At 42.3% G+C, this 19,420-nt stretch carries 33 protein-coding genes; all 33 read right to left on the minus strand.

Annotation, left to right across the window (positions count from 1 at the left end):
* Positions 1-391 precede the first annotated feature (391 nt).
* Positions 392-1,057 (minus strand): KinB-signaling pathway activation protein, encoded by a 666-nt coding sequence (locus MLE13_RS15545; RefSeq protein ID WP_240750649.1) that lies wholly within the window; start codon positions 1,055-1,057, stop codon positions 392-394.
* 194 nt (positions 1,058-1,251) lie between these two features.
* Complete coding sequence (locus MLE13_RS15550; RefSeq protein ID WP_240750650.1) at positions 1,252-2,316, minus strand: Mrp/NBP35 family ATP-binding protein; 1,065 nt, start codon at positions 2,314-2,316, stop codon at positions 1,252-1,254.
* 212 nt (positions 2,317-2,528) lie between these two features.
* Positions 2,529-2,921: a 30S ribosomal protein S9 gene (rpsI, locus tag MLE13_RS15555; RefSeq protein WP_008432543.1), complete on the minus strand. Its 393-nt coding sequence runs from the start codon at positions 2,919-2,921 to the stop codon at positions 2,529-2,531.
* Between the two features lie 29 nt (positions 2,922-2,950).
* On the minus strand, positions 2,951-3,388 hold the full coding sequence (rplM, locus tag MLE13_RS15560) for a 50S ribosomal protein L13 (RefSeq protein WP_008497451.1): 438 nt from the start codon (positions 3,386-3,388) through the stop codon (positions 2,951-2,953).
* A gap of 194 nt (positions 3,389-3,582) precedes the next feature.
* Positions 3,583-4,326 carry a tRNA pseudouridine(38-40) synthase TruA gene (gene truA / locus MLE13_RS15565; RefSeq protein WP_240750651.1) on the minus strand — a complete coding sequence of 248 codons (744 nt, stop codon included), beginning with the start codon at positions 4,324-4,326 and terminating at the stop codon, positions 3,583-3,585.
* An 11-nt stretch (positions 4,327-4,337) separates the two neighbouring features.
* Positions 4,338-5,135 carry an energy-coupling factor transporter transmembrane component T family protein gene (locus MLE13_RS15570; RefSeq protein WP_240750652.1) on the minus strand — a complete coding sequence of 266 codons (798 nt, stop codon included), beginning with the start codon at positions 5,133-5,135 and terminating at the stop codon, positions 4,338-4,340.
* Positions 5,132-6,004: an energy-coupling factor ABC transporter ATP-binding protein gene (locus MLE13_RS15575; protein WP_240750654.1), complete on the minus strand. Its 873-nt coding sequence runs from the start codon at positions 6,002-6,004 to the stop codon at positions 5,132-5,134. The genes MLE13_RS15570 and MLE13_RS15575 overlap by 4 nt, the downstream gene beginning before the upstream one ends.
* On the minus strand, positions 5,980-6,828 hold the full coding sequence (locus MLE13_RS15580) for an energy-coupling factor ABC transporter ATP-binding protein (RefSeq protein ID WP_240750656.1): 849 nt from the start codon (positions 6,826-6,828) through the stop codon (positions 5,980-5,982). Before MLE13_RS15580 ends, MLE13_RS15575 begins: the two co-directional genes overlap by 25 nt.
* A gap of 288 nt (positions 6,829-7,116) precedes the next feature.
* Positions 7,117-7,491, minus strand: coding sequence for a 50S ribosomal protein L17 (gene rplQ / locus MLE13_RS15585; RefSeq protein WP_008432531.1), 375 nt, complete (start codon positions 7,489-7,491; stop codon positions 7,117-7,119).
* A gap of 46 nt (positions 7,492-7,537) precedes the next feature.
* Positions 7,538-8,482, minus strand: a complete 945-nt coding sequence (locus tag MLE13_RS15590) for a DNA-directed RNA polymerase subunit alpha (protein WP_008432529.1) — start codon at positions 8,480-8,482, stop codon at positions 7,538-7,540.
* A gap of 130 nt (positions 8,483-8,612) precedes the next feature.
* Positions 8,613-9,002, minus strand: a complete 390-nt coding sequence (rpsK, locus tag MLE13_RS15595; protein WP_008497448.1) for a 30S ribosomal protein S11 — start codon at positions 9,000-9,002, stop codon at positions 8,613-8,615.
* 25 nt (positions 9,003-9,027) lie between these two features.
* Complete coding sequence (gene rpsM / locus MLE13_RS15600) at positions 9,028-9,393, minus strand: 30S ribosomal protein S13 (protein ID WP_240750657.1); 366 nt, start codon at positions 9,391-9,393, stop codon at positions 9,028-9,030.
* 23 nt (positions 9,394-9,416) lie between these two features.
* Positions 9,417-9,530, minus strand: a complete 114-nt coding sequence (gene rpmJ / locus MLE13_RS15605; protein ID WP_006828951.1) for a 50S ribosomal protein L36 — start codon at positions 9,528-9,530, stop codon at positions 9,417-9,419.
* A 37-nt stretch (positions 9,531-9,567) separates the two neighbouring features.
* On the minus strand, positions 9,568-9,786 hold the full coding sequence (gene infA, locus MLE13_RS15610) for a translation initiation factor IF-1 (protein WP_006828950.1): 219 nt from the start codon (positions 9,784-9,786) through the stop codon (positions 9,568-9,570).
* A 398-nt stretch (positions 9,787-10,184) separates the two neighbouring features.
* Positions 10,185-10,838, minus strand: coding sequence for an adenylate kinase (locus MLE13_RS15615; RefSeq protein WP_008497447.1), 654 nt, complete (start codon positions 10,836-10,838; stop codon positions 10,185-10,187).
* 61 nt (positions 10,839-10,899) lie between these two features.
* Positions 10,900-12,195 carry a preprotein translocase subunit SecY gene (secY, locus tag MLE13_RS15620; RefSeq protein ID WP_240750658.1) on the minus strand — a complete coding sequence of 432 codons (1,296 nt, stop codon included), beginning with the start codon at positions 12,193-12,195 and terminating at the stop codon, positions 10,900-10,902.
* Entirely contained in the window at positions 12,195-12,635 is a 441-nt protein-coding gene (rplO, locus tag MLE13_RS15625; RefSeq protein WP_008432523.1) for a 50S ribosomal protein L15, read from the minus strand. Before rplO ends, secY begins: the two co-directional genes overlap by 1 nt.
* Positions 12,636-12,668: 33 nt before the next feature.
* Complete coding sequence (rpmD, locus tag MLE13_RS15630) at positions 12,669-12,851, minus strand: 50S ribosomal protein L30 (protein WP_008497445.1); 183 nt, start codon at positions 12,849-12,851, stop codon at positions 12,669-12,671.
* 13 nt (positions 12,852-12,864) lie between these two features.
* Positions 12,865-13,365: a 30S ribosomal protein S5 gene (rpsE, locus tag MLE13_RS15635; protein WP_008497444.1), complete on the minus strand. Its 501-nt coding sequence runs from the start codon at positions 13,363-13,365 to the stop codon at positions 12,865-12,867.
* 20 nt (positions 13,366-13,385) lie between these two features.
* Positions 13,386-13,748 carry a 50S ribosomal protein L18 gene (rplR, locus tag MLE13_RS15640; RefSeq protein ID WP_240750660.1) on the minus strand — a complete coding sequence of 121 codons (363 nt, stop codon included), beginning with the start codon at positions 13,746-13,748 and terminating at the stop codon, positions 13,386-13,388.
* A 33-nt stretch (positions 13,749-13,781) separates the two neighbouring features.
* Positions 13,782-14,321, minus strand: coding sequence for a 50S ribosomal protein L6 (rplF, locus tag MLE13_RS15645; RefSeq protein WP_240750662.1), 540 nt, complete (start codon positions 14,319-14,321; stop codon positions 13,782-13,784).
* 30 nt (positions 14,322-14,351) lie between these two features.
* Complete coding sequence (rpsH, locus tag MLE13_RS15650) at positions 14,352-14,750, minus strand: 30S ribosomal protein S8 (RefSeq protein WP_006828942.1); 399 nt, start codon at positions 14,748-14,750, stop codon at positions 14,352-14,354.
* A 29-nt stretch (positions 14,751-14,779) separates the two neighbouring features.
* Positions 14,780-14,965 (minus strand): 30S ribosomal protein S14, encoded by a 186-nt coding sequence (gene rpsN, locus MLE13_RS15655; protein WP_006828941.1) that lies wholly within the window; start codon positions 14,963-14,965, stop codon positions 14,780-14,782.
* A 19-nt stretch (positions 14,966-14,984) separates the two neighbouring features.
* On the minus strand, positions 14,985-15,524 hold the full coding sequence (gene rplE / locus MLE13_RS15660; RefSeq protein ID WP_240750664.1) for a 50S ribosomal protein L5: 540 nt from the start codon (positions 15,522-15,524) through the stop codon (positions 14,985-14,987).
* A gap of 27 nt (positions 15,525-15,551) precedes the next feature.
* A complete protein-coding gene (gene rplX / locus MLE13_RS15665; RefSeq protein ID WP_008432514.1) occupies positions 15,552-15,863 on the minus strand; it encodes a 50S ribosomal protein L24 in 312 nt (103 codons plus the stop codon).
* A gap of 35 nt (positions 15,864-15,898) precedes the next feature.
* Positions 15,899-16,267 (minus strand): 50S ribosomal protein L14, encoded by a 369-nt coding sequence (rplN, locus tag MLE13_RS15670; protein WP_006828938.1) that lies wholly within the window; start codon positions 16,265-16,267, stop codon positions 15,899-15,901.
* 47 nt (positions 16,268-16,314) lie between these two features.
* The gene (rpsQ, locus tag MLE13_RS15675; protein WP_240750666.1) at positions 16,315-16,578 is read right to left on the minus strand and encodes a 30S ribosomal protein S17; all 264 of its coding nucleotides are present in this window, start codon (positions 16,576-16,578) and stop codon (positions 16,315-16,317) included.
* A gap of 24 nt (positions 16,579-16,602) precedes the next feature.
* On the minus strand, positions 16,603-16,803 hold the full coding sequence (gene rpmC / locus MLE13_RS15680) for a 50S ribosomal protein L29 (protein WP_006828936.1): 201 nt from the start codon (positions 16,801-16,803) through the stop codon (positions 16,603-16,605).
* Positions 16,793-17,227, minus strand: coding sequence for a 50S ribosomal protein L16 (rplP, locus tag MLE13_RS15685; RefSeq protein ID WP_038701916.1), 435 nt, complete (start codon positions 17,225-17,227; stop codon positions 16,793-16,795). Before rplP ends, rpmC begins: the two co-directional genes overlap by 11 nt.
* Before the next feature lies 1 nt (position 17,228).
* Positions 17,229-17,885, minus strand: coding sequence for a 30S ribosomal protein S3 (rpsC, locus tag MLE13_RS15690; RefSeq protein WP_006828934.1), 657 nt, complete (start codon positions 17,883-17,885; stop codon positions 17,229-17,231).
* 3 nt (positions 17,886-17,888) lie between these two features.
* Positions 17,889-18,230: a 50S ribosomal protein L22 gene (gene rplV, locus MLE13_RS15695; RefSeq protein ID WP_008497437.1), complete on the minus strand. Its 342-nt coding sequence runs from the start codon at positions 18,228-18,230 to the stop codon at positions 17,889-17,891.
* A 19-nt stretch (positions 18,231-18,249) separates the two neighbouring features.
* Complete coding sequence (gene rpsS / locus MLE13_RS15700) at positions 18,250-18,528, minus strand: 30S ribosomal protein S19 (RefSeq protein ID WP_006828932.1); 279 nt, start codon at positions 18,526-18,528, stop codon at positions 18,250-18,252.
* Between the two features lie 60 nt (positions 18,529-18,588).
* Positions 18,589-19,419 carry a 50S ribosomal protein L2 gene (rplB, locus tag MLE13_RS15705; protein ID WP_008497435.1) on the minus strand — a complete coding sequence of 277 codons (831 nt, stop codon included), beginning with the start codon at positions 19,417-19,419 and terminating at the stop codon, positions 18,589-18,591.
* Between the last annotated feature and the right edge of the window lies 1 nt (position 19,420).

Below are 19,420 nucleotides of genomic sequence, written 5' to 3' on the forward strand. Positions count from 1 at the left end.
TACGATTCGCTTTGATCTGCGTAATGCTGATCAGTAAGTTTTGCGCGGGCCGTTTTGCGCGACCGTTGCTATTTGTTGACGTTTTGCTGTTCAGTTTTCAAGGTTCAAATTGTTGATGTTGTGTGCCGCCGTTTTGTTTATGTTGTTCGTTGTTGCTTGGCGACTTTTACTATATTAAAGCATGTTTATATTCCTGTCAACACTTTCGTGAAAGTTTTTCTCGAAAACCTCTTTTCCCTTCTGTATTCCGATTTCCCCAACCCTACCGAAAGTTCTCCACCCCTACAGCCGCCTGACTTCTCTTAAGAACAAGATAACTTTTAAAAAAACAAAAAATCATCTGTCCACTTCGCTAAAACTAGTGGTCAGATGATTTTCCCAAAAAACTTTCCTATGCTTTTACTTTTCTTGCGGCGCGGCGCTCTTCTAGTTTTTGACGATCCACATCCGACTGTGCGTTGTATTTCGGCAATATCAAAAGCTGATAAGCATTTACCGCTAAGAATGGAAATAGTAATAACGTAACCCAGCTGTCAATATTCCCTGCTTCTACCATTAACGCAGGAAGCCATTCTACTGTTGTTATTACAATCATAAAGAACAACGCAGAAATAAACGTTTCCTTGTTTGTCCATTTCGCTTTAACATAAGCTGTCACAACTCCAGTAACGATTAGAATCGTCAATAGAATTCCATATAACCAAACTTGCTCTGCTGTTTGCGCATTAGGAGCAAAGCGGAATAAAATTAAATCCGCAATAACCACTACAATAATTAAAACTTGCACCCAGTTCCACAAGCGCAACGTGCGGAAAATGTTCATCCCGATTTGGTGGACCGTTAAGTAAGCAAAGAAACAGAGTTGGCTAATGATACTCATCGTTAAACCGATAATGACTAGCCAAACAAATCCCGCTAAAAATTCTCCCCATTGTCCATTACTAAATGGTTCTGCAAATATATCTTCCCAGCGAACGAATAATCCAAGTACCCCTGTTACAATTCCACCTATTAAAAGAGCTTTAAAGAAAAACTTAACCCAGTTTCGTATTGTCAATTGAATGCCTCCGTTATTTAAAGTTCTTTTAAGATTGTACCAACCGGCTATTGAAAAATCCATTCACTGTAACCGATAGATTGTGAACAAACCTCGAATATCAAAGCTTTGTTACTGAATCGCCACATCCTATATTTACTCACTTAAAAATAAAAGCCCGGAAACCAATAGAGGCTTCCGGGCTGTTCAAGCTTTTATTTTTTATCAGCAAATTGTTTAATCACTTGATTTGCGATGTCTTCATAAATTTTCCCTGTCGGATGATCTTCTAGGTAGACCGATGGAGCAAAGTCTTCTTCGTTCCAGTCAGGCTGTCCCATTGGAATCTGTCCGAGTAGCGGTGTACGTAATTCTTCTGAAAGTTTTGGTCCGCCTCCTTGACCAAAGAGGTATTCTCTCTTACCAGTCTCTGCGCTCTCAAACCATGACATGTTTTCGATAACACCCAATACTTCATGGTCGGTTTGAATTGCCATCGCTCCAGCACGTGCTGCGACGAATGCTGCAGTCGGGTGCGGTGTCGTGATAACGATTTCTTTAGAAGCCGGCAGCATTTGGTGAATGTCGAGTGCGACATCTCCTGTGCCCGGTGGTAAGTCCAATAGAAGGTAATCCAATTCTCCCCATTCTACATCGCGGAAGAATTGATCCAATACTTTCCCAAGCATTGGTCCACGCCATACAACTGGCATATTGTCTTCTACGAAAAAGCCCATCGAAATAACTTTTACGCCGAATCGCTCAACCGGAATAATCGTTTGGCCGCGAACAACTGGTGATTTATCAATCCCCATCATATCCGGCACACTAAATCCGTAGATATCCGCATCGATCAATCCCACTTTTTTACCGAGACGCGCTAACGCAACCGCTAAGTTGACAGACACGGTTGATTTACCAACGCCGCCTTTACCACTAGCGATCGAAATAAATTCTACTTTGTTTAATGGAGACAATAAATCTTGTGCTTCTGATTCGTTCGCCGTTCCGCGGAACTTCGCTAACGCTTCAGGGGGAAGCTCTTCAAAACGGATACCAACAGATCCCGCTCCTGCTCCTTTTAATACCTCGACAACTTTCATCTGAAGTTGCATTTGTTCTGGTGTATTCGTTTTGGCAATTGCCACTTTCACACTGACGTGTTTTTTCTCTTCTTTGATTGTTACAGACGTAATACCGTCTGTTTCCGTTAACGATCTATGTAAAAACGGATCTTCTAATGTTCCGAGTAATTCGCGTACTTGTTCTTCAGTTAACATATCGATACACTCCCTATCAATTTTGCTCAACATAAAGTATAGCACAGCAAATACTATTTTTAATCTATTCAGCCTTATAAGAATAGAGCATTAATTGCTCTCTGATTTGAAAACCTATTTCCATTTCTACATTCAAATAAATCGAAAAAACCTCAATAAAAAAAGCACTTCCCGAATTTCTTCGGAAAGTGCTTTGTAAACGAAAATCGAAATTAACGTTTTGAGAACTGAGGTGCACGACGTGCTGATTTAAGACCTGGTTTCTTACGTTCTTTCATACGTGGGTCACGTGTTAACAACCCAGCAGATTTCAACGCAGGACGGAATGCAGGGTCTACAGTTAGTAGAGCGCGTGCGATACCGTGACGGATTGCTCCGGCTTGGCCTGTGAATCCACCACCGTTTACGTTTACTAGGATGTTGTAGCTTCCTAGAGTTTCCGTAGCAACTAGTGGCTGTTTGATGATTTGTTGTAATGTTTCGTAAGGAACGTAGTCTGCTACGTCACGGTTGTTAATTGTAATTGTGCCGTCACCCGGTACTAAACGTACGCGAGCTGTTGAGTTTTTACGACGACCTGTGCCAATATATTGAACTTGTGCCAAAGGTGTATCCTCCTCTTATTTACTAATTATTAACCGCGAAGCTGGTAAGTTTCCGGTTGTTGTGCTTGATGGTTATGTTCAGAGCCAGCATAGACATGTAGCTTTTTGAACGTTTGACGACCTAAAGAGTTTTTAGGAAGCATCCCTTTAATAGCCAATTCAAGCATTTTTGTTGGGTATTTTGTGCGCATTTCAAGTGCAGTACGTTGTTTCAATCCACCCGTGTATTGTGTGTGACGGTAGTAGATTTTGTCAGTAAGTTTTTTACCTGTAAGGTGAATCTTTTCAGCGTTGATGATGATTACGTGATCACCAGTGTCAACGTTTGGTGTGAATGTTGGTTTGTATTTTCCACGTAAGATTGAAGCGACTTCAGAAGCTAAACGTCCAAGAGTTTGCCCTTCTGCATCGACAACCAACCATTTACGCTCTACTTCGTGACCTTTAGCCATGAATGTTGTACGCATGTATATTGTCCTCCTAATAAATCGTCTCTTTTTAATATCATTTACAGTGTTCCGCTGTTCCGTTTTTTCGTTATCCCTTAACACAAATAACCTTCCGGGGCATATCGTGGGGGTAATGAAAATACCATACATCATGTTATAACGAAAACCAACAAAAGTCAAGGGCTTTTCTAAAAACACCAGGAAAAGTTGCTTCAGCTCCTATACATCACGTTTTCCAAGTAAAGACCATGAGCTGGAGCTGTTATTCCAGCAGCATCTCTGTCGGCTGCAGCTACAATTTCCTCGAGCTCTTCAGCTTTTCTTCTGCCCATGCCAACTTCCGCTAAGGTCCCCGCAATAATTCGAACCATGTTGTATAAAAATCCAGTTCCTTCTATAATCATGTGCAGCTCATTGCCGTGTTCTTCAAAGTCTAATCGCCTTATTGTTCGAACTTTGTCAACTACGGCTGTATTGGCTGCACAAAAACTAGAAAAGTCATGCGTACCAATGATTGCTTGTGAAGCGTTTTTCATAGCTTCGACATTTAATGGTTGCTTAACATGAACCATCAAACTACGCGTAAATGGACTGATGATTTGACTGCGATCCCATTTGTAACGGTATGTTTTGCCCGTCGTATGATAACGCGCATGAAAAGATGTATCTACTTCTTCAATCGAGTTGACCCGAATATCCTCCGGCAACAAGACATTAAGTGCCTTTAACCAGCCACTTATCGGGATCGACAATTCTGTATCAAAATGAATAACTTGACCCGTCGCATGAACTTTAGCATCTGTTCGGCCACTCGCTACCACTTGAACTACTTTTCCTTTATGGATGGTCTCTAACACTTTCATTAATTCAAGTTGTACCGTACGTGAATCGGGCTGTACTTGATAACCTGCAAATCCCGAACCATCATATGCAATGGTCGCTTTTAATCGTTTCATAATTACTCTCCTTATAAACGGAAATAGACTAGTATTCCCGCAAGACCCGCCAGTACCACTAAACTTAAGCTATCTATTAAGCGCCAATTTAACTGACGATAACGCGTTCTGCCTTCGCCACCGCGATAACCGCGAACTTCCATTGCCGTAGCAAGGTCCTCTGCTCGTTTAAAGGCACTAACAAACAATGGGATCAATAATGGAACAACTGCTTTTATACGCTCTTTCACTGGACCTGAGCCGATATCTGAACCTCTAGCCATTTGTGCCTTTAAGATCTTTCCGGTTTCATCCATTAAAGTCGGGATAAAGCGCAACGAAATAGACATCATTAAGGCCAGTTCATGGACAGGCAATTTAACTCGCTTAAATGGCCCAAGCAACACTTCAATGCCATCTGTGATTGAAATTGGAGAGGTCGTCAACGTTAAAATACTCGTGACAAATACCAATACTAAAAAGCGAATCGAAATGAATATCCCTTGCCGCAATCCTTCTTCGTAAATTTTAATAAACCCGATATCCACTAATAACTCCCCTTCGCGTGTAAAGAATATATGAAGAAGAAACGTGAAAATCAGTAAAATAAAGACCGGTTTTAAGCCGTTTATTAAAAAATACAAGCGAATTTTAGATAAGAATACGACCAATAAAGTAAAACCTAGTAGAATACCGTAAGTTTCTGCACTATTTGCGATAAAGACAATAGCGATAAAGACAAAAACAAACGAAATCTTTGCTCGCGGGTCCATTCGATGAATCAAGGAGTCTCCAGGAATAAAACGGCCAAAAATCATTTTCTCCATCATTCGGAATCACGTCCTTCCGATAAAGCAAGCGCAATGTTTTTAGCCAATGCTTCTTCCGTCAATGAAATTGAATCGAGCTTAATGCCCAATTTTTCTTCGAACTTCTGTTGAAGACGAATAGACCGTGGTGGTTCTAGCCGGTAGTCTCGTAACTGCTCTTCATTTGAAAAGATTTCTACAGGCTCGCCTGTAACCACACAGCGGCCGTTGTGCATGATTGCAACGTTATCTGCGTAACGCGCTGCATCTTCCATGCTATGAGTCACTAAAACTGTCGTCAGTCCTTTTTCAATATGAAGCCTATGAAACAAATCCATGATTTCACGGCGTCCGCGCGGATCTAGTCCCGCTGTTGGCTCATCAAGCACTAAAACATCTGGTTCCATTGCCAAAACACCGGCAATTGCTACACGGCGCATTTGCCCACCCGACAAATCAAACGGTGATTTTGTTAATACTTCTGGCGGTAACCCTAGTTGGTCAACTAGCTCATGCGCTCGTCGACTTGCTTCTTCTTCTGATACGCCGTAATTTAATGGTCCGAACATAATATCTTTTAATACGGTTTCATCAAACAGTTGTTGTTCAGGAAATTGAAAAACAATCCCGACCTGACGACGGACATCACGTAAATTTTTCGCTTTCACTCCCGCTTTGATTTTACGCTCACCAATCATGACCGAACCTTCTGTTGGTTTTAACAACGCATTTAAATGCTGAAGAACCGTCGATTTGCCAGATCCGGTGTGGCCAATAATTGCAGTATAGGAACCAGAAGGGATATGCAGCGATACATCCGTTAAAGCTCGTTTTTCAAACGGCGTATCTTTTGCGTAACTATATCCTACTTCCTGGAGTAAAATGTCCATAGTTCATCCACCAATTCGTCTTCTGTCATATGTTCCCCTTGTAGCTCAACACCAACTTCGCGCAATAAATGTGTCATGCGCATTGAAAATGGCAAATCTAATCCTAAGTTCGTTAATTCGTTACCTGAACGAAATACAGCTTCCGGCTTGCCTTCTAATTGTTTCTCGCCTGCATTCATTACCAAAATACGATCAGCGAGCGCCGCTTCTTCTAAATCATGCGTAATGGAGATGACCGTCAACCCTGTTGCTTTTCGAAGTTCACGAATGGTCTCAATCACTTCCATACGGCCTTGAGGGTCGAGCATAGATGTTGCCTCATCTAATATCAACAGCCGCGGGCGCATCGCAAGCGCACCTGCGATTGCCACACGTTGCTTTTGGCCACCTGATAAATGATGGGGTTCATGATCGAGGTAATCTGCCATTTTTACTTGTTGCAGAGCCTCTTTTACACGAACCACCATTTCTTCATGTGGTACACCATTATTTTCTAACGCAAAAGCTACATCATCTTGAACCGTCGCTCCTACAAATTGATTGTCTGGATTTTGAAATACCATGCCCATCTGAGAACGGATATCCCATAAACTTTCTTCTGTCATTAATTTCCCCATCGCTTCCACTTTACCAATCTGTGGAAACAATAAGCCATTCATTAATTTGGCGATAGTCGATTTCCCTGAACCATTATGGCCCACTAAGGCAATCCACTCTCCATCTTGAATGGAAAACGACAAATCTTTTACGGCCGGTTTTACCGACTCGTCTTCTTGCATATATGTAAATGTCACATTTTCGAATGACAAAATAATCGAATTCATCTAAACTGACCTCCTCTAACACGTGCTTTGCTCTTCTCATCTCTACTCTACTGGTTTTTATGCGCGTTTGTAAAACGGTAAATAAATAAAAAAAGCGCGCACCTCATTCAGAGAAATGCGCTTTTCTGTCTCTATGGCTTCCCCGGTTGCTTAAGCCAGGGTTGAATGAGGTGCGTAGAGCTAGACGAGACGCCGCCTTTCGGCTCGCTCATCATAACACTCAGCTTTTCATATTGTCGTATAAATCATAATGTTAAAAGAAGAGGGCTATTAACCCCCTTCAAGTGATTAAACCAATTCGATAATAACGATAGGTGCGCCATCTCCGCGACGAGGCCCCATTTTCATAATGCGTGTGTAACCGCCTTGACGGTCAGCGTAACGTGGTGCAACATCATCAAACAATTTTTGCAATGCATAAGTTGTAGTTTCGTTGCCTTCAGCGTCTGCAGTTGTTACCAACTCACGGCGCATCCATGCTGCTGCTTTACGGCGAGCGTGAAGATCTCCACGTTTACCAAGTGTAATCATTTTTTCTACAGTCGAACGCACTTCTTTCGCACGAGCTTCAGTCGTTTGAATGCGTTCATGTACGATTAAGTCTGTTGTAAGGTCACGTAATAGTGCTTTACGTTGAGAACTTGTACGTTGAAGCTTTCTCATTGAAGTTTCCCTCCTTTGTTCAATAGTTCGGATCCGATCTTAACTCTCAGTCTTCTTTACGAAGGCCAAGGCCTAAATCTTCCAACTTCACTTTAACTTCTTCAAGTGATTTGCGTCCGAGGTTGCGTACTTTCATCATGTCGTCTTCCGACTTGCTTGCCAGTTCGTGTACCGTGTTGATACCCGCACGTTTTAAACAGTTGTAAGATCGAACCGAAAGATCAAGTTCTTCGATAGTCATCTCTAATACTTTCTCTTTTTGGTCTTCTTCTTTTTCAACCATGATTTCAGCCGTTTGTGCCTCATCAGTTAATCCTACGAAGATATTTAAATGCTCAGTAAAAATCTTTGCCCCTAGTGCAATTGCCTCTTTTGGACCAATGCTGCCATCTGTCCAAACATCAAGAGATAATTTGTCAAAATGAGCTAGTTGACCCACACGAGTGTTTTCCACTTGGAAATTAACGCGTGAAACTGGAGTGTAAATAGAGTCAATCGGGATAACGCCAATCGGAAGATCTTCACGTTTGTTCTGATCTGCACGAGCATATCCACGGCCTCTGTTCGCATACATACGCATACGTAAGTGACCATTTTTAGCGATTGTTGCAATATATAGATCCGGATTCAGAATTTCCACGTCACTATCGTGCGTGATATCTGCAGCCGTAACCGTTCCATCACCTTTTACATCAATTTCAATGACTTTTTCTTCGTCAGAGTAAATTTTCAAAGCAAGCTTCTTGATATTCAAAATAATTGTTGCTACATCTTCTTCTACACCTTCAACAGTGGAGAATTCGTGTAGTACGCCATCAATTTGAATAGAAGTAACAGCTGCGCCAGGTAAAGATGAAAGTAAGATTCGACGTAAGGAGTTTCCTAAAGTGGTTCCATATCCACGCTCAAGAGGTTCAATAACAAATTTACCAAACTTGGCATTATTATCGATCTCAACCGTTTCAATCTTTGGTTTTTCTATTTCAAGCATTCATTTTACCCTCCTTCAAAACGTCGGTTTTTTTTCGTTTCATCAAGAATTCGATAGTCACAGACTTTCGCTACGATTCAGAACCCATCCAGTAAGTCGTGATGTTCAAAAATCCTATTCAGATTAACGATTATACGCGACGGCGTTTTGGCGGACGGCAACCGTTATGAGGTACTGGAGTTACATCTTTAATCGCTGTAACTTCTAGTCCAGCAGCTTGAAGCGCACGGATAGCAGCTTCACGTCCTGAACCAGGACCTTTAACTGTAACTTCTAGAGTTTTAAGACCGTGTTCGATTGATGTTTTAGCAGCAGCTTCAGCAGCCATTTGAGCAGCGAAAGGAGTAGATTTACGTGAACCTCTAAATCCTAATGCACCTGCACTTGACCATGAAACAGCGTTACCCTGCATATCAGTGATAGTAACGATTGTGTTATTAAATGTTGAGCGGATGTGAGCAATACCAGATTCGATATTCTTTTTCACACGACGCTTACGAGTTTGTTGTTTACGTGCCATGTTAAGAAGAAACCTCCTTTACTGATTATTTTTTCTTGTTAGCTACAGTTTTACGAGGACCTTTACGCGTACGCGCATTATTCTTCGTATTTTGTCCGCGAACAGGTAGTCCACGACGATGGCGAATTCCTCGGAAGCTAGCAATTTCCATCAAGCGTTTGATGTTCATTGAAACTTCACGGCGAAGGTCACCTTCGATTTTGTATTGATCTAATTGTTCACGGATATTGTTCAACTCATCTTCTGTAAGATCACGAACTCGTGTTTCTTCAGAGATACTAGCAGCAGAAAGAACTTTCTGAGCAGTTGTTTTACCAACACCGAAAATATATGTTAATGAAATAACAACGCGTTTATCGCGCGGAATGTCAACACCAGCAATACGTGCCATGTGTGCGATGCACCTCCTTCATATTAGCCTTGTCTTTGTTTGTGTTTCGGATTTTCACAGATTACCATTACTTTACCGTTTCTGCGAATAACTTTACATTTTTCACAGATCGGTTTTACAGATGGTCTCACTTTCATCTAACCCAACCTCCTTAGTAGTCCGGAGTGCAAAAGATTATTTAAAACGGTATGTGATACGACCGCGTGTTAAATCATAAGGAGAAAGTTCCACTGTCACTTTATCTCCTGGCAGAATGCGGATGAAATGCATGCGAATCTTGCCTGATACGTGCGCAAGAATCGTATGACCGTTTTCCAATTCCACTTTAAACATCGCGTTAGGCAAAGTCTCAACGACAGTTCCTTCGATTTCGATTACATCGTCTTTCGCCATCGACCCAGTCTCCCTTCTGTATACAAATCAGGATCTCATCTTCAAACAGTATTTGCTGATTGAATAGTAGTAGTACATTCATTCACGAGAAATGCATGAGTGACATTTGAAAGACATTATCCGAGCTCCGCAGATTAGCGGGGCGGCATTAATCCAGCAAAGCCAGTCTGTCTCATGTATCCTCGACTGCCCGGACTGCCTTGGATGAGTTCCAAACCCGTTACACAGATGCTTCCACGAAACCCATTATACTAGTTTCGATAAATAATTGCACTAAAGTGCGTTTACATCGACGTTCATATCCTGAGCCTTGTATGCTTTTGCAGCTCTCGAAAATTCATATCTCCGGTGCTCCTTAAAGCCACATGGAGGCAACTAACTGCGCCCGGCGCCGGGGATTATCCTCGGTCGCCCTTTAGAAGAGCATCAATGTCAGCAAATACTTTTTTGATATCCTGCTGTCCATCTATATTTTCCAGCACGTTTTTGCTTTCATAGAAATCAAGAAGCGGCTGTGTTTGTTGCATATTTACTTCTAGACGCTTAGTGACCGTTTCAGGCTTATCATCTTCGCGCTGGTAGAGTTCTCCACCATCTTTGTCGCACACTCCAGCTGTTGCTGGTGGGTTAAACACAGTATGGTAAGCAGTTCCACAAACTTTACAGATCCATCGGCCTGTTAAACGTGCAATCAATTCGTCTTGTTCGACTTGGATATTTACGACATGCTCGATTCGCTTATCAAGATCGGCCAGAAGAGATTCTAACGCTTCAGCTTGAGGGACAGTACGTGGAAAGCCATCTAATAAGAAGCCTTTCTCCGTGTCCTTCTCACTTAGTCGCTCTCGGACAATGCCGATTGTCACTTCATCAGGCACTAAAGCACCTTGATCCATGAATGACTTTGCTTTCAAGCCCAGTTCCGTTCCGCCTTTTATAGCAGCGCGAAACATATCACCTGTAGAAATATGAGGGATGTCGTACTTCTTAACAATTTCGTCTGCTTGAGTACCTTTTCCGGCACCCGGTAGACCCATTAATACGATATTCATACGTTTTCCCCCTCAAACAATTGGACAAGAGACGCTTTCACGTCCCTTAATATCCCACTGATTATTTCATAAAGCCTTTGTAATGACGTTTTACAAGTTGTGATTCTAATTGTTTCATCGTTTCTAGTGCTACACCTACAACAATCAAAAGACTTGTTCCACCGATTTGCGCCGATTGCGGTAAATTAGCTACGTTAATGAAGAAAATCGGAAGAACAGCAATAATTGCCAGGAAGATAGCGCCAACGAATGTCAATCGATATAACACACTTGTTAAATAATCCTGCGTATTTTTACCCGGACGGATTCCCGGAATATATGCACCCTGCTTTTTCAAGTTATCCGACACGTTTTCAGGATTAACCTGAATAAATGCGTAGAAATACGTAAATGCTACGATCAAAGCGACATAAATAATCATGCCGACTGGGCGCGTATAATCAAACGTATTCTGAATCGCTTCTGTAAACGCGTTGGCACCAAAGAAAGAAGCAATAGTTTGTGGCGTAATAATAAACGCTACTGCAAAGATTACCGGTATAACTCCGGCCGCGTTCACTTTCAAAGGTAAATGCGTTTGCTGCCCACTTGTTGTCTGGCCACGGCCAGCAACTCGTTTTGCATACTGAATTGGTATTTTACGCAACGCTTGTTGAACGTAAATGACCAAAACCGTAATGGCAACAACTGCTAATGCAAGCAATGCCATGATGGCAATATTGATTGGAAGCTGATCTCCAGCCCCTTGAATCTGCTGTGCATATAATTGGTTAATAGCACCTGGTATTGCAGCGACAATCCCTGCGAAGATGATAATCGAAATACCGTTCCCCACACCTTTTGCCGTAATCTGCTCACCAAGCCACAGTAGAAACGCTGTACCCCCAGTCAATACAATGGCGATGACAACGTAAGTTGAAATCGTGTCGTTCTGGATTAAAGAACCTCCGTACATTTGGTTAAACCCATAAGACATACCGATTGCTTGAATAAAGGCAAGAACGATTGTGAAGTAGCGAGTGAATTGAGCAAGTTTCCGTCTTCCGACTTCTCCTTGTTTCGCCCACTCTGCAAATTTCGGTACAACATCCATCTGCAATAATTGCACGATGATTGATGCGGTAATGTATGGCATAATTCCCATCGCTAAAATCGAAAAGTTAGCAAGGGCACCTCCACCGAAAGTATTTAAGAATCCAACCAGACCCATCTGGTCAGTAGCTTGCAAAACCGAAGCGTCAACATTCGGTACTGGAACAAAAGTTCCAATACGGAAAATGATGAGCATCAATAATGTAAAGAATATTTTATTTCGAATATCAGTCACGCGCATAAAATTAGAGATTGTCTGAAACATTAAACCACCTCGGTTTGTCCGCCGGCAGCTTCGATCGCTTCTTTAGCTGATCCAGAGAATTTGTGAGCTTTTACTGTCAATTTCTTTTCTAAGCTACCATTGCCGAGAATTTTGATTCCAGAACGTTCGTTGCTCACAACACCTGTTTCAATCAACAATGCAGGTGTTACTTCTGTGCCTTCGTCGAAACGATTTAACACTTCCACATTCACGACTGCATAGTCTTTACGGTTAATGTTGGTAAATCCACGTTTTGGTAAACGACGGAATAATGGGTTTTGACCACCCTCAAATCCAGGACGAACACCGCCGCCTGAACGTGCGTTTTGACCTTTATGACCTTTACCTGCTGTTTTACCAGTACCTGAACCGATACCGCGTCCGATACGCTTTCTCGAGCTGCGTGAACCTTCTGCCGGTTTTAATTCATGAAGTTTCATTTGGTTGGCACCTCCTTCTATAGAAATCCGTAATTAAACTTCTTTAATAGTTACTAAGTGAGCGACTTTATCAATCATTCCGCGAACGGCTGCATTGTCTTGGTGCTCAACAGTTTGATGCATTTTGCGCAATCCTAATGACTGAACAGTTTTACGTTGTGACGGTTTAGCGCCAATCACAGATTTTGTGAGGGTAATTTCCAATTTAGTTGCCATGTGATTTTCCCTCCTATCCTAACAGTTCTTCTATTGATTTACCGCGAAGTTTTGCAACTTGGTCAGCACTTTTCAATTGAGTTAAACCGTTAATAGTTGCACGTACCATGTTGATTGGTGTGCTTGAACCTAGAGATTTAGATAAAATATCTTGTACCCCAGCTAATTCAAGTACCGCACGAACAGGTCCGCCAGCAATTACACCAGTACCCGGAGAAGCAGGTTTGATTAAGATTTGGCCTGCACCAAAACGACCGATTACTAAGTGTGGAGTTGTACCCTTAACCATTGGTACTTCAATAAGGTTTTTCTTCGCATCTTCAATAGCTTTGCGGATAGCATCTGGAACTTCTTGAGCTTTACCAGTACCAAAACCAACATTACCATTTTTGTCGCCTACAACAACTAATGCGGAGAAACGGAAACGACGTCCACCTTTTACAACTTTCGCTACGCGGTTAATCGTAACTACGCGTTCTTCAAGTTCAAGTTTGTTTGGATCAATACGACGCATGAAATGTGTCCCTCCTTCTTTTAAAATTGTAAACCATTTTCACGTGCAGCTTCTGCTAACGCTTTTACACGTCCATGATATAAATAACCACCGCGGTCGAATACAACCGATTTCAAGCCGTTTTCAGTAGCGCGTTTTGCGATTGTTTCGCCGACTTTAGTTGCTGCTTCCACGTTGCCAGTAGATTCTACAGAAAAATCTTTCTCCATAGATGATGCACTTGCAAGTGTAACGCCATTCATATCGTCGATCAATTGAGCGTAAATGTATTTATTTGAACGGAATACGTTTAAACGTGGGCGTTGTGCTGTACCCGAAATTTTAGAACGTACGCGTGCATGACGTTTTTTACGAGATGCGTTTTTATCGAGTTTCGTAATCACTGAGGTCACTCCTTTCAGCCTGCCTAAGCAGCATTATTTACCTGTTTTACCTTCTTTACGACGAACTGCTTCTCCTTCGTAACGGATACCTTTGCCTTTATATGGCTCTGGTGGACGTACTTGGCGAATGTTCGAAGCAAGAGCTCCAACACGTTCTTTATCGATACCTTTAACAATAACTTTAGTGTTAGCTGGAACTTCAACTGTAACTCCGTTTTCCGGTATGAATTCAACCGGGTGAGAGTAGCCTACGTTAAGAACCAATTTTTCACCTTGCAACTGAGCACGGTAACCTACACCCACTAATTCAAGTGTGCGTGAGAATCCTTCTGAAACTCCAGTAACCATGTTTGCAAGCAAAGCACGAGTTGTACCGTGGTTTGTGCGGTGGTCTTTAGAATCTGAAGGACGTGTCAATGTTAGCACGTTATCTTCTAGAGCGATTGTAATATCTTTATGGAATTCGCGAGTTAACTCGCCTTTAGGTCCTTTAACAGTTACAGCATTCTTGTCTCCAAGAGTAATTGTAACGTCTGCAGGAACCTCAATTGGTTTTTTACCTACACGTGACATTCTTTTGCACCTCCATTCGTTTGTTGCTTATTACCAAACGTATGCTATGATTTCTCCGCCGATTTGTTTCGCGCGGGCTTCTTTATCAGTTACTAAACCTTGTGATGTTGAGACTAAAGCGATTCCAAGACCGTTTAGTACACGTGGCACCTCGTTAGTTTTAGCGTAAACACGTAATCCTGGTTTTGAAATACGTTTCAATCCAGTAATAACGCGTTCGTTGTTAGCTCCGTATTTAAGGAAAATCCGGATCATGCCTTGTTTATCATCTTCAACATATTCTACGTCACGAACGAAACCTTCACGCTTAAGGATTTCAGCGATGTCTTTTTTCACATTAGAAGCCGGAAGCTCTAATTTTTCGTGACGAACCATGTTTGCATTACGAATGCGTGTCAGCATATCTGCAATCGGATCTGTCATTGTCATTACTTTTACCTCCTTCCCAAATTAGGGGATTACCAGCTGGCTTTTTTGACGCCAGGAATTTGTCCCACATATGCAAGTTCACGGAAACAAATACGGCAAAGTTTAAATTTGCGTAATACTGAATGCGGACGTCCGCATCGTTCACAGCGTGTGTACTCTTGTACTTTAAACTTTGGCGTGCGTTTTTGTTTTGCGATCATAGATTTTTTAGCCACGTTTACGCCTCCCTCACGTTTACTTTTGGAACGGCATTCCGAATTGTGTTAATAACTCACGAGCTTCTTCATCAGAGTTCGCAGTTGTTACAATCACGATGTCCATACCGCGTACTTTTGTAACTTTATCATAATCGATTTCAGGGAAGATCAATTGTTCTTTCACGCCAAGTGTGTAGTTACCGCGTCCGTCGAACGATTTGTTCGATACGCCACGGAAGTCACGTACACGTGGAAGTGAGATAGCAATCAATTTATCCAGGAAGTCGTACATACGCTCTCCGCGTAGTGTAACTTTACATCCGATTGGCATACCTTCACGAAGACGGAAGCCAGCGATAGATTTCTTAGCTTTAGTAATAACTGGTTTTTGACCAGTGATAGTTTGTAATTCTTCAACAGCAGAGTCAAGTGACTTAGTGTTTTGAACAGCTTCGCCTACACCCATGTTGATGACGATTTTGTTTACTTCAGGTGCCTGCATTACCGATTTATATTCAAACTTGCTCACTAGAGCAGGAGTGATTTCATTGACATATTTTTCTTTTAGGCGGTTCATGTGTGTACCTCCCTTCATTCAGGAATTTTATTTATCTAATTTTTCGCCGGATTTTTTTGCAACACGAACTTTTTTACCATCTTCAACCTTATAACCTACACGAGTCGGCTCGCCTGATTTAGGGTCAAGTAACATTACGTTAGAAACGTGAATTGCTGCTTCTTGGCTGACAATTCCACCTTGTGGATTTGCCTGGTTCGGTTTTGTATGCTTTTTCACGATGTTTACACCTTCAACAAGCACACGGTCTTTCTTAGGTAAAGCTGTCAAAACAACACCTGTTTTGCCTTTGTCTTTACCTGAGATTACCTTAACTGTATCGCCTTTTTTAACATGCATTCTGTCGCACCTCCTTGGTATGGCACATTGATTTATTAAAGAACTTCAGGAGCAAGTGATACGATTTTCATGAAGCTGTTATCGCGAAGTTCGCGCGCAACAGGTCCGAAAATACGAGTTCCGCGTGGACCTTTGTCGTCACGGATAATGACACATGCATTTTCATCAAATTTGATATAAGTACCGTCTTTACGGCGAGCTCCGCTTTTCGTGCGAACGATGACAGCCTTAACGACTTCACCCTTCTTAACAACGCCACCTGGTGTTGCTTTTTTCACGGTACAAACGATTACGTCACCGATGTTTGCAGTCTTACGACCAGAACCACCAAGCACTTTAATCGTTAGTACTTCACGAGCACCCGAGTTGTCTGCAACTTTTAAACGACTTTCCTGTTGGATCACTTAGGTAACCTCCCTTCGGAATTTCTTAGATTCCGAAATTATTTAAATTAAATGATAACCGCTTTTTGTACAATTTCCAATACGCGGAAACGTTTAGTAGCTGATAGCGGACGAGTTTCCATGATGCGAACTACGTCGCCCATTTTCGCTTCGTTTAGCTCATCATGAGCTTTATATTTCTTAGAGTATTTTACACGTTTGCCATAGAATGCGTGCTTCTTTTGAGTTTCAACCATTACTGTAACGGTTTTGTCCATTTTGTCAGACACAACACGGCCTGTGTATACTTTGCGTTGGTTACGCTCAGTCATACTTGCAAACCTCCTCTCGATTTATCAGTTATTGCCACTGAGTACTCTTTCGTGAATCACAGTTTTCATACGGGCAATCGCTTTACGTACTTCGCGGATGCGAGCAGTATTTTCTAATTGACCAGTAGCCAATTGGAAGCGAAGGTTGAAAAGCTCTTCTTTCAGTGATTTCACTTTTTGTTCTATCTCAGCAGTGGTTAAGTCACGGATTTCATTAGCTTTCATTCGATTCACCACCAATTTCTTCTCGTTTTACGAACTTCGTTTTAATCGGAAGTTTGTGAGATGCAAGGCGTAATGCTTCACGCGCCACTTCTTCAGATACTCCACCAAGTTCGAACATGATTTTACCAGTTTTGACAACGGCTACCCAGCCTTCAGGTGAACCTTTACCAGATCCCATACGAACCTCTAGAGGCTTTTTCGTATATGGTTTATGCGGGAAAATTTTAATCCAGACTTTACCGCCACGTTTCATGTAACGAGTCATGGAAATACGTGCTGCTTCGATTTGACGGTTAGTGATCCAAGATGATTCTAATGCTTGGAGACCAAATTCGCCGAATGCGATTTCTTTACCGCCTTTAGCTTCTCCGCGCATCTTGCCACGGTGCTCTCTACGATATTTAACGCGTTTAGGCATTAACATATTATTTGCCTCCTTCCTCAGATTTCTTCTTAGTTGGAAGGACTTCACCGCGGTAGATCCATACCTTTACGCCAAGCTTACCATAAGTTGTGTCTGCTTCAGCATGCGCATAATCGATATCAGCGCGGAGCGTATGGAGCGGAACAGTACCTTCACTGTAGTGTTCAGCACGCGCAATGTCAGCGCCGCCTAGACGTCCAGATACTTGAGTTTTGATTCCTTTAGCGCCAGAACGCATAGTGCGTTGGATCGCTTGTTTTTGTGCACGACGGAAAGACACTCGGTTTTCCAATTGACGCGCAACACTTTCAGCTACTAATCTTGCATCAAGATCAGCTCTTTTGATTTCAATAATGTTGATGTGTACACGCTTGCCAGTCATAGAGTTAAGCTGTTTGCGAAGTACTTCTACTTCAGATCCACCTTTACCAATTACCATACCTGGTTTCGCAGTATGAATAGTTACGTTAACACGGTTTGCAGCGCGCTCAATTTCAATTTTAGAAACTGATGCTTCTTTCAAACGTGCTTCAACATATTCACGGATTTTAATATCTTCGTGAAGAAGCGTAGCATAATCTTTCTCAGCGTACCATTTAGATTCCCAATCACGAATGATTCCGATACGCATCCCAATTGGATGTATTTTTTGTCCCACGAATTATCCCTCCTTCTGGTCAGATACCACTAGTGTGATGTGGCTTGTGCGTTTATTAATTGCGCTTGCGCGTCCCATTGCACGGGGACGGAAACGTTTAAGTGTTGGTCCTTCGTCAACGAATACTTCGCTGATGACTAAGTCATTCAGGTCCATTTCGTAGTTGTGTTCAGCGTTAGCAGCTGCAGATTTCAATAACTTCTCAATAACAACAGTTGCTGCTTTTGGAGTATGGTTCAAAATCGCAACAGCTTCGCCAATTTGCTTGCCTCGGATCAAATCTACTACTAAACGGACTTTACGAGGAGCAATACGTACTGTTCTAGCGACAGCTTTTGCTTGCATAGGGAAATCCTCCTCTCAATTAACGTCTTGTTTTCTTATCGTCTGCACCATGACTAGCGTATTTACGCGTTGGAGCGAATTCGCCTAGTTTATGGCCCACCATGTCTTCAGTCACGTATACAGGAATGTGCTTGCGACCATCATATACTGCGATTGTTTGTCCGATGAATGTCGGGAAAATTGTAGAACGGCGAGACCAAGTTTTGATCACTTGTTTTTTCTCAGAGTCCTTTTGTGCTTCAACTTTTTTCATAAGATGATCATCAACAAAAGGTCCTTTTTTCAAGCTGCGGCCCATGTGGGATCCTCCCTTCGTGATTGCACCACGGTTCTTTTGGCGAACCGTAGCGGAATCAAATTATTTTTTACGACGACGCACGATAAATTTATCGGATTTATTCGTTTTCTTACGTGTCTTGTATCCAAGAGTTGGTTTGCCCCATGGAGACATTGGTGATTTACGTCCGATTGGCGAACGTCCTTCACCACCACCGTGTGGGTGATCGTTAGGGTTCATTACAGATCCACGTACAGTTGGGCGATTGCCCTTCCAACGGTTACGACCTGCTTTACCAATATTGATTAATTCGTGTTGCTCATTCCCTACTGCGCCGATAGTTGCGCGGCAAGTAGCAAGGATCATGCGAACTTCGCCTGATTGCAAACGAACTGTTACGTATTTACCTTCTTTACCCAATACTTGAGCTGAAGTTCCTGCAGAACGAACTAGTTGTCCGCCGCCACCTGGCTTCAATTCAATGTTATGGATTGTAGAACCCATTGGGATGTTAGATAATGGCAATGCGTTACCTGCTTTAATATCTGCTTCGATACCTGACATGATTTGAGTTCCAACTTCTACTCCTTTAGGAGCTAAGATGTAACGTTTTTCACCATCAGCATAATTAATCAATGCGATGTTTGCAGAACGGTTAGGATCGTACTCGATTGTAGCAACGCGTCCTGGAATGCCGTCTTTGTTACGTTTGAAATCGATCACGCGGTATTGACGTTTATGTCCACCACCGTGATGGCGTACAGTAATTTTACCTTGGTTATTACGGCCGCCTTTGCGCTTTACAGGTTGTAGAAGCGATTTTTCAGGCTTGTTCGTAGTGATTTCAGCGAAATCTGAACTCGTCATATTACGACGACCGTTAGTGGTAGGTTTGTATTTTCTGATCCCCACG

The sequence above is a fragment of the Planococcus halocryophilus genome (assembly GCF_022489025.1).
GTDB classification, from domain to species: Bacteria; Bacillota; Bacilli; order Bacillales_A; family Planococcaceae; genus Planococcus; species Planococcus halocryophilus_A.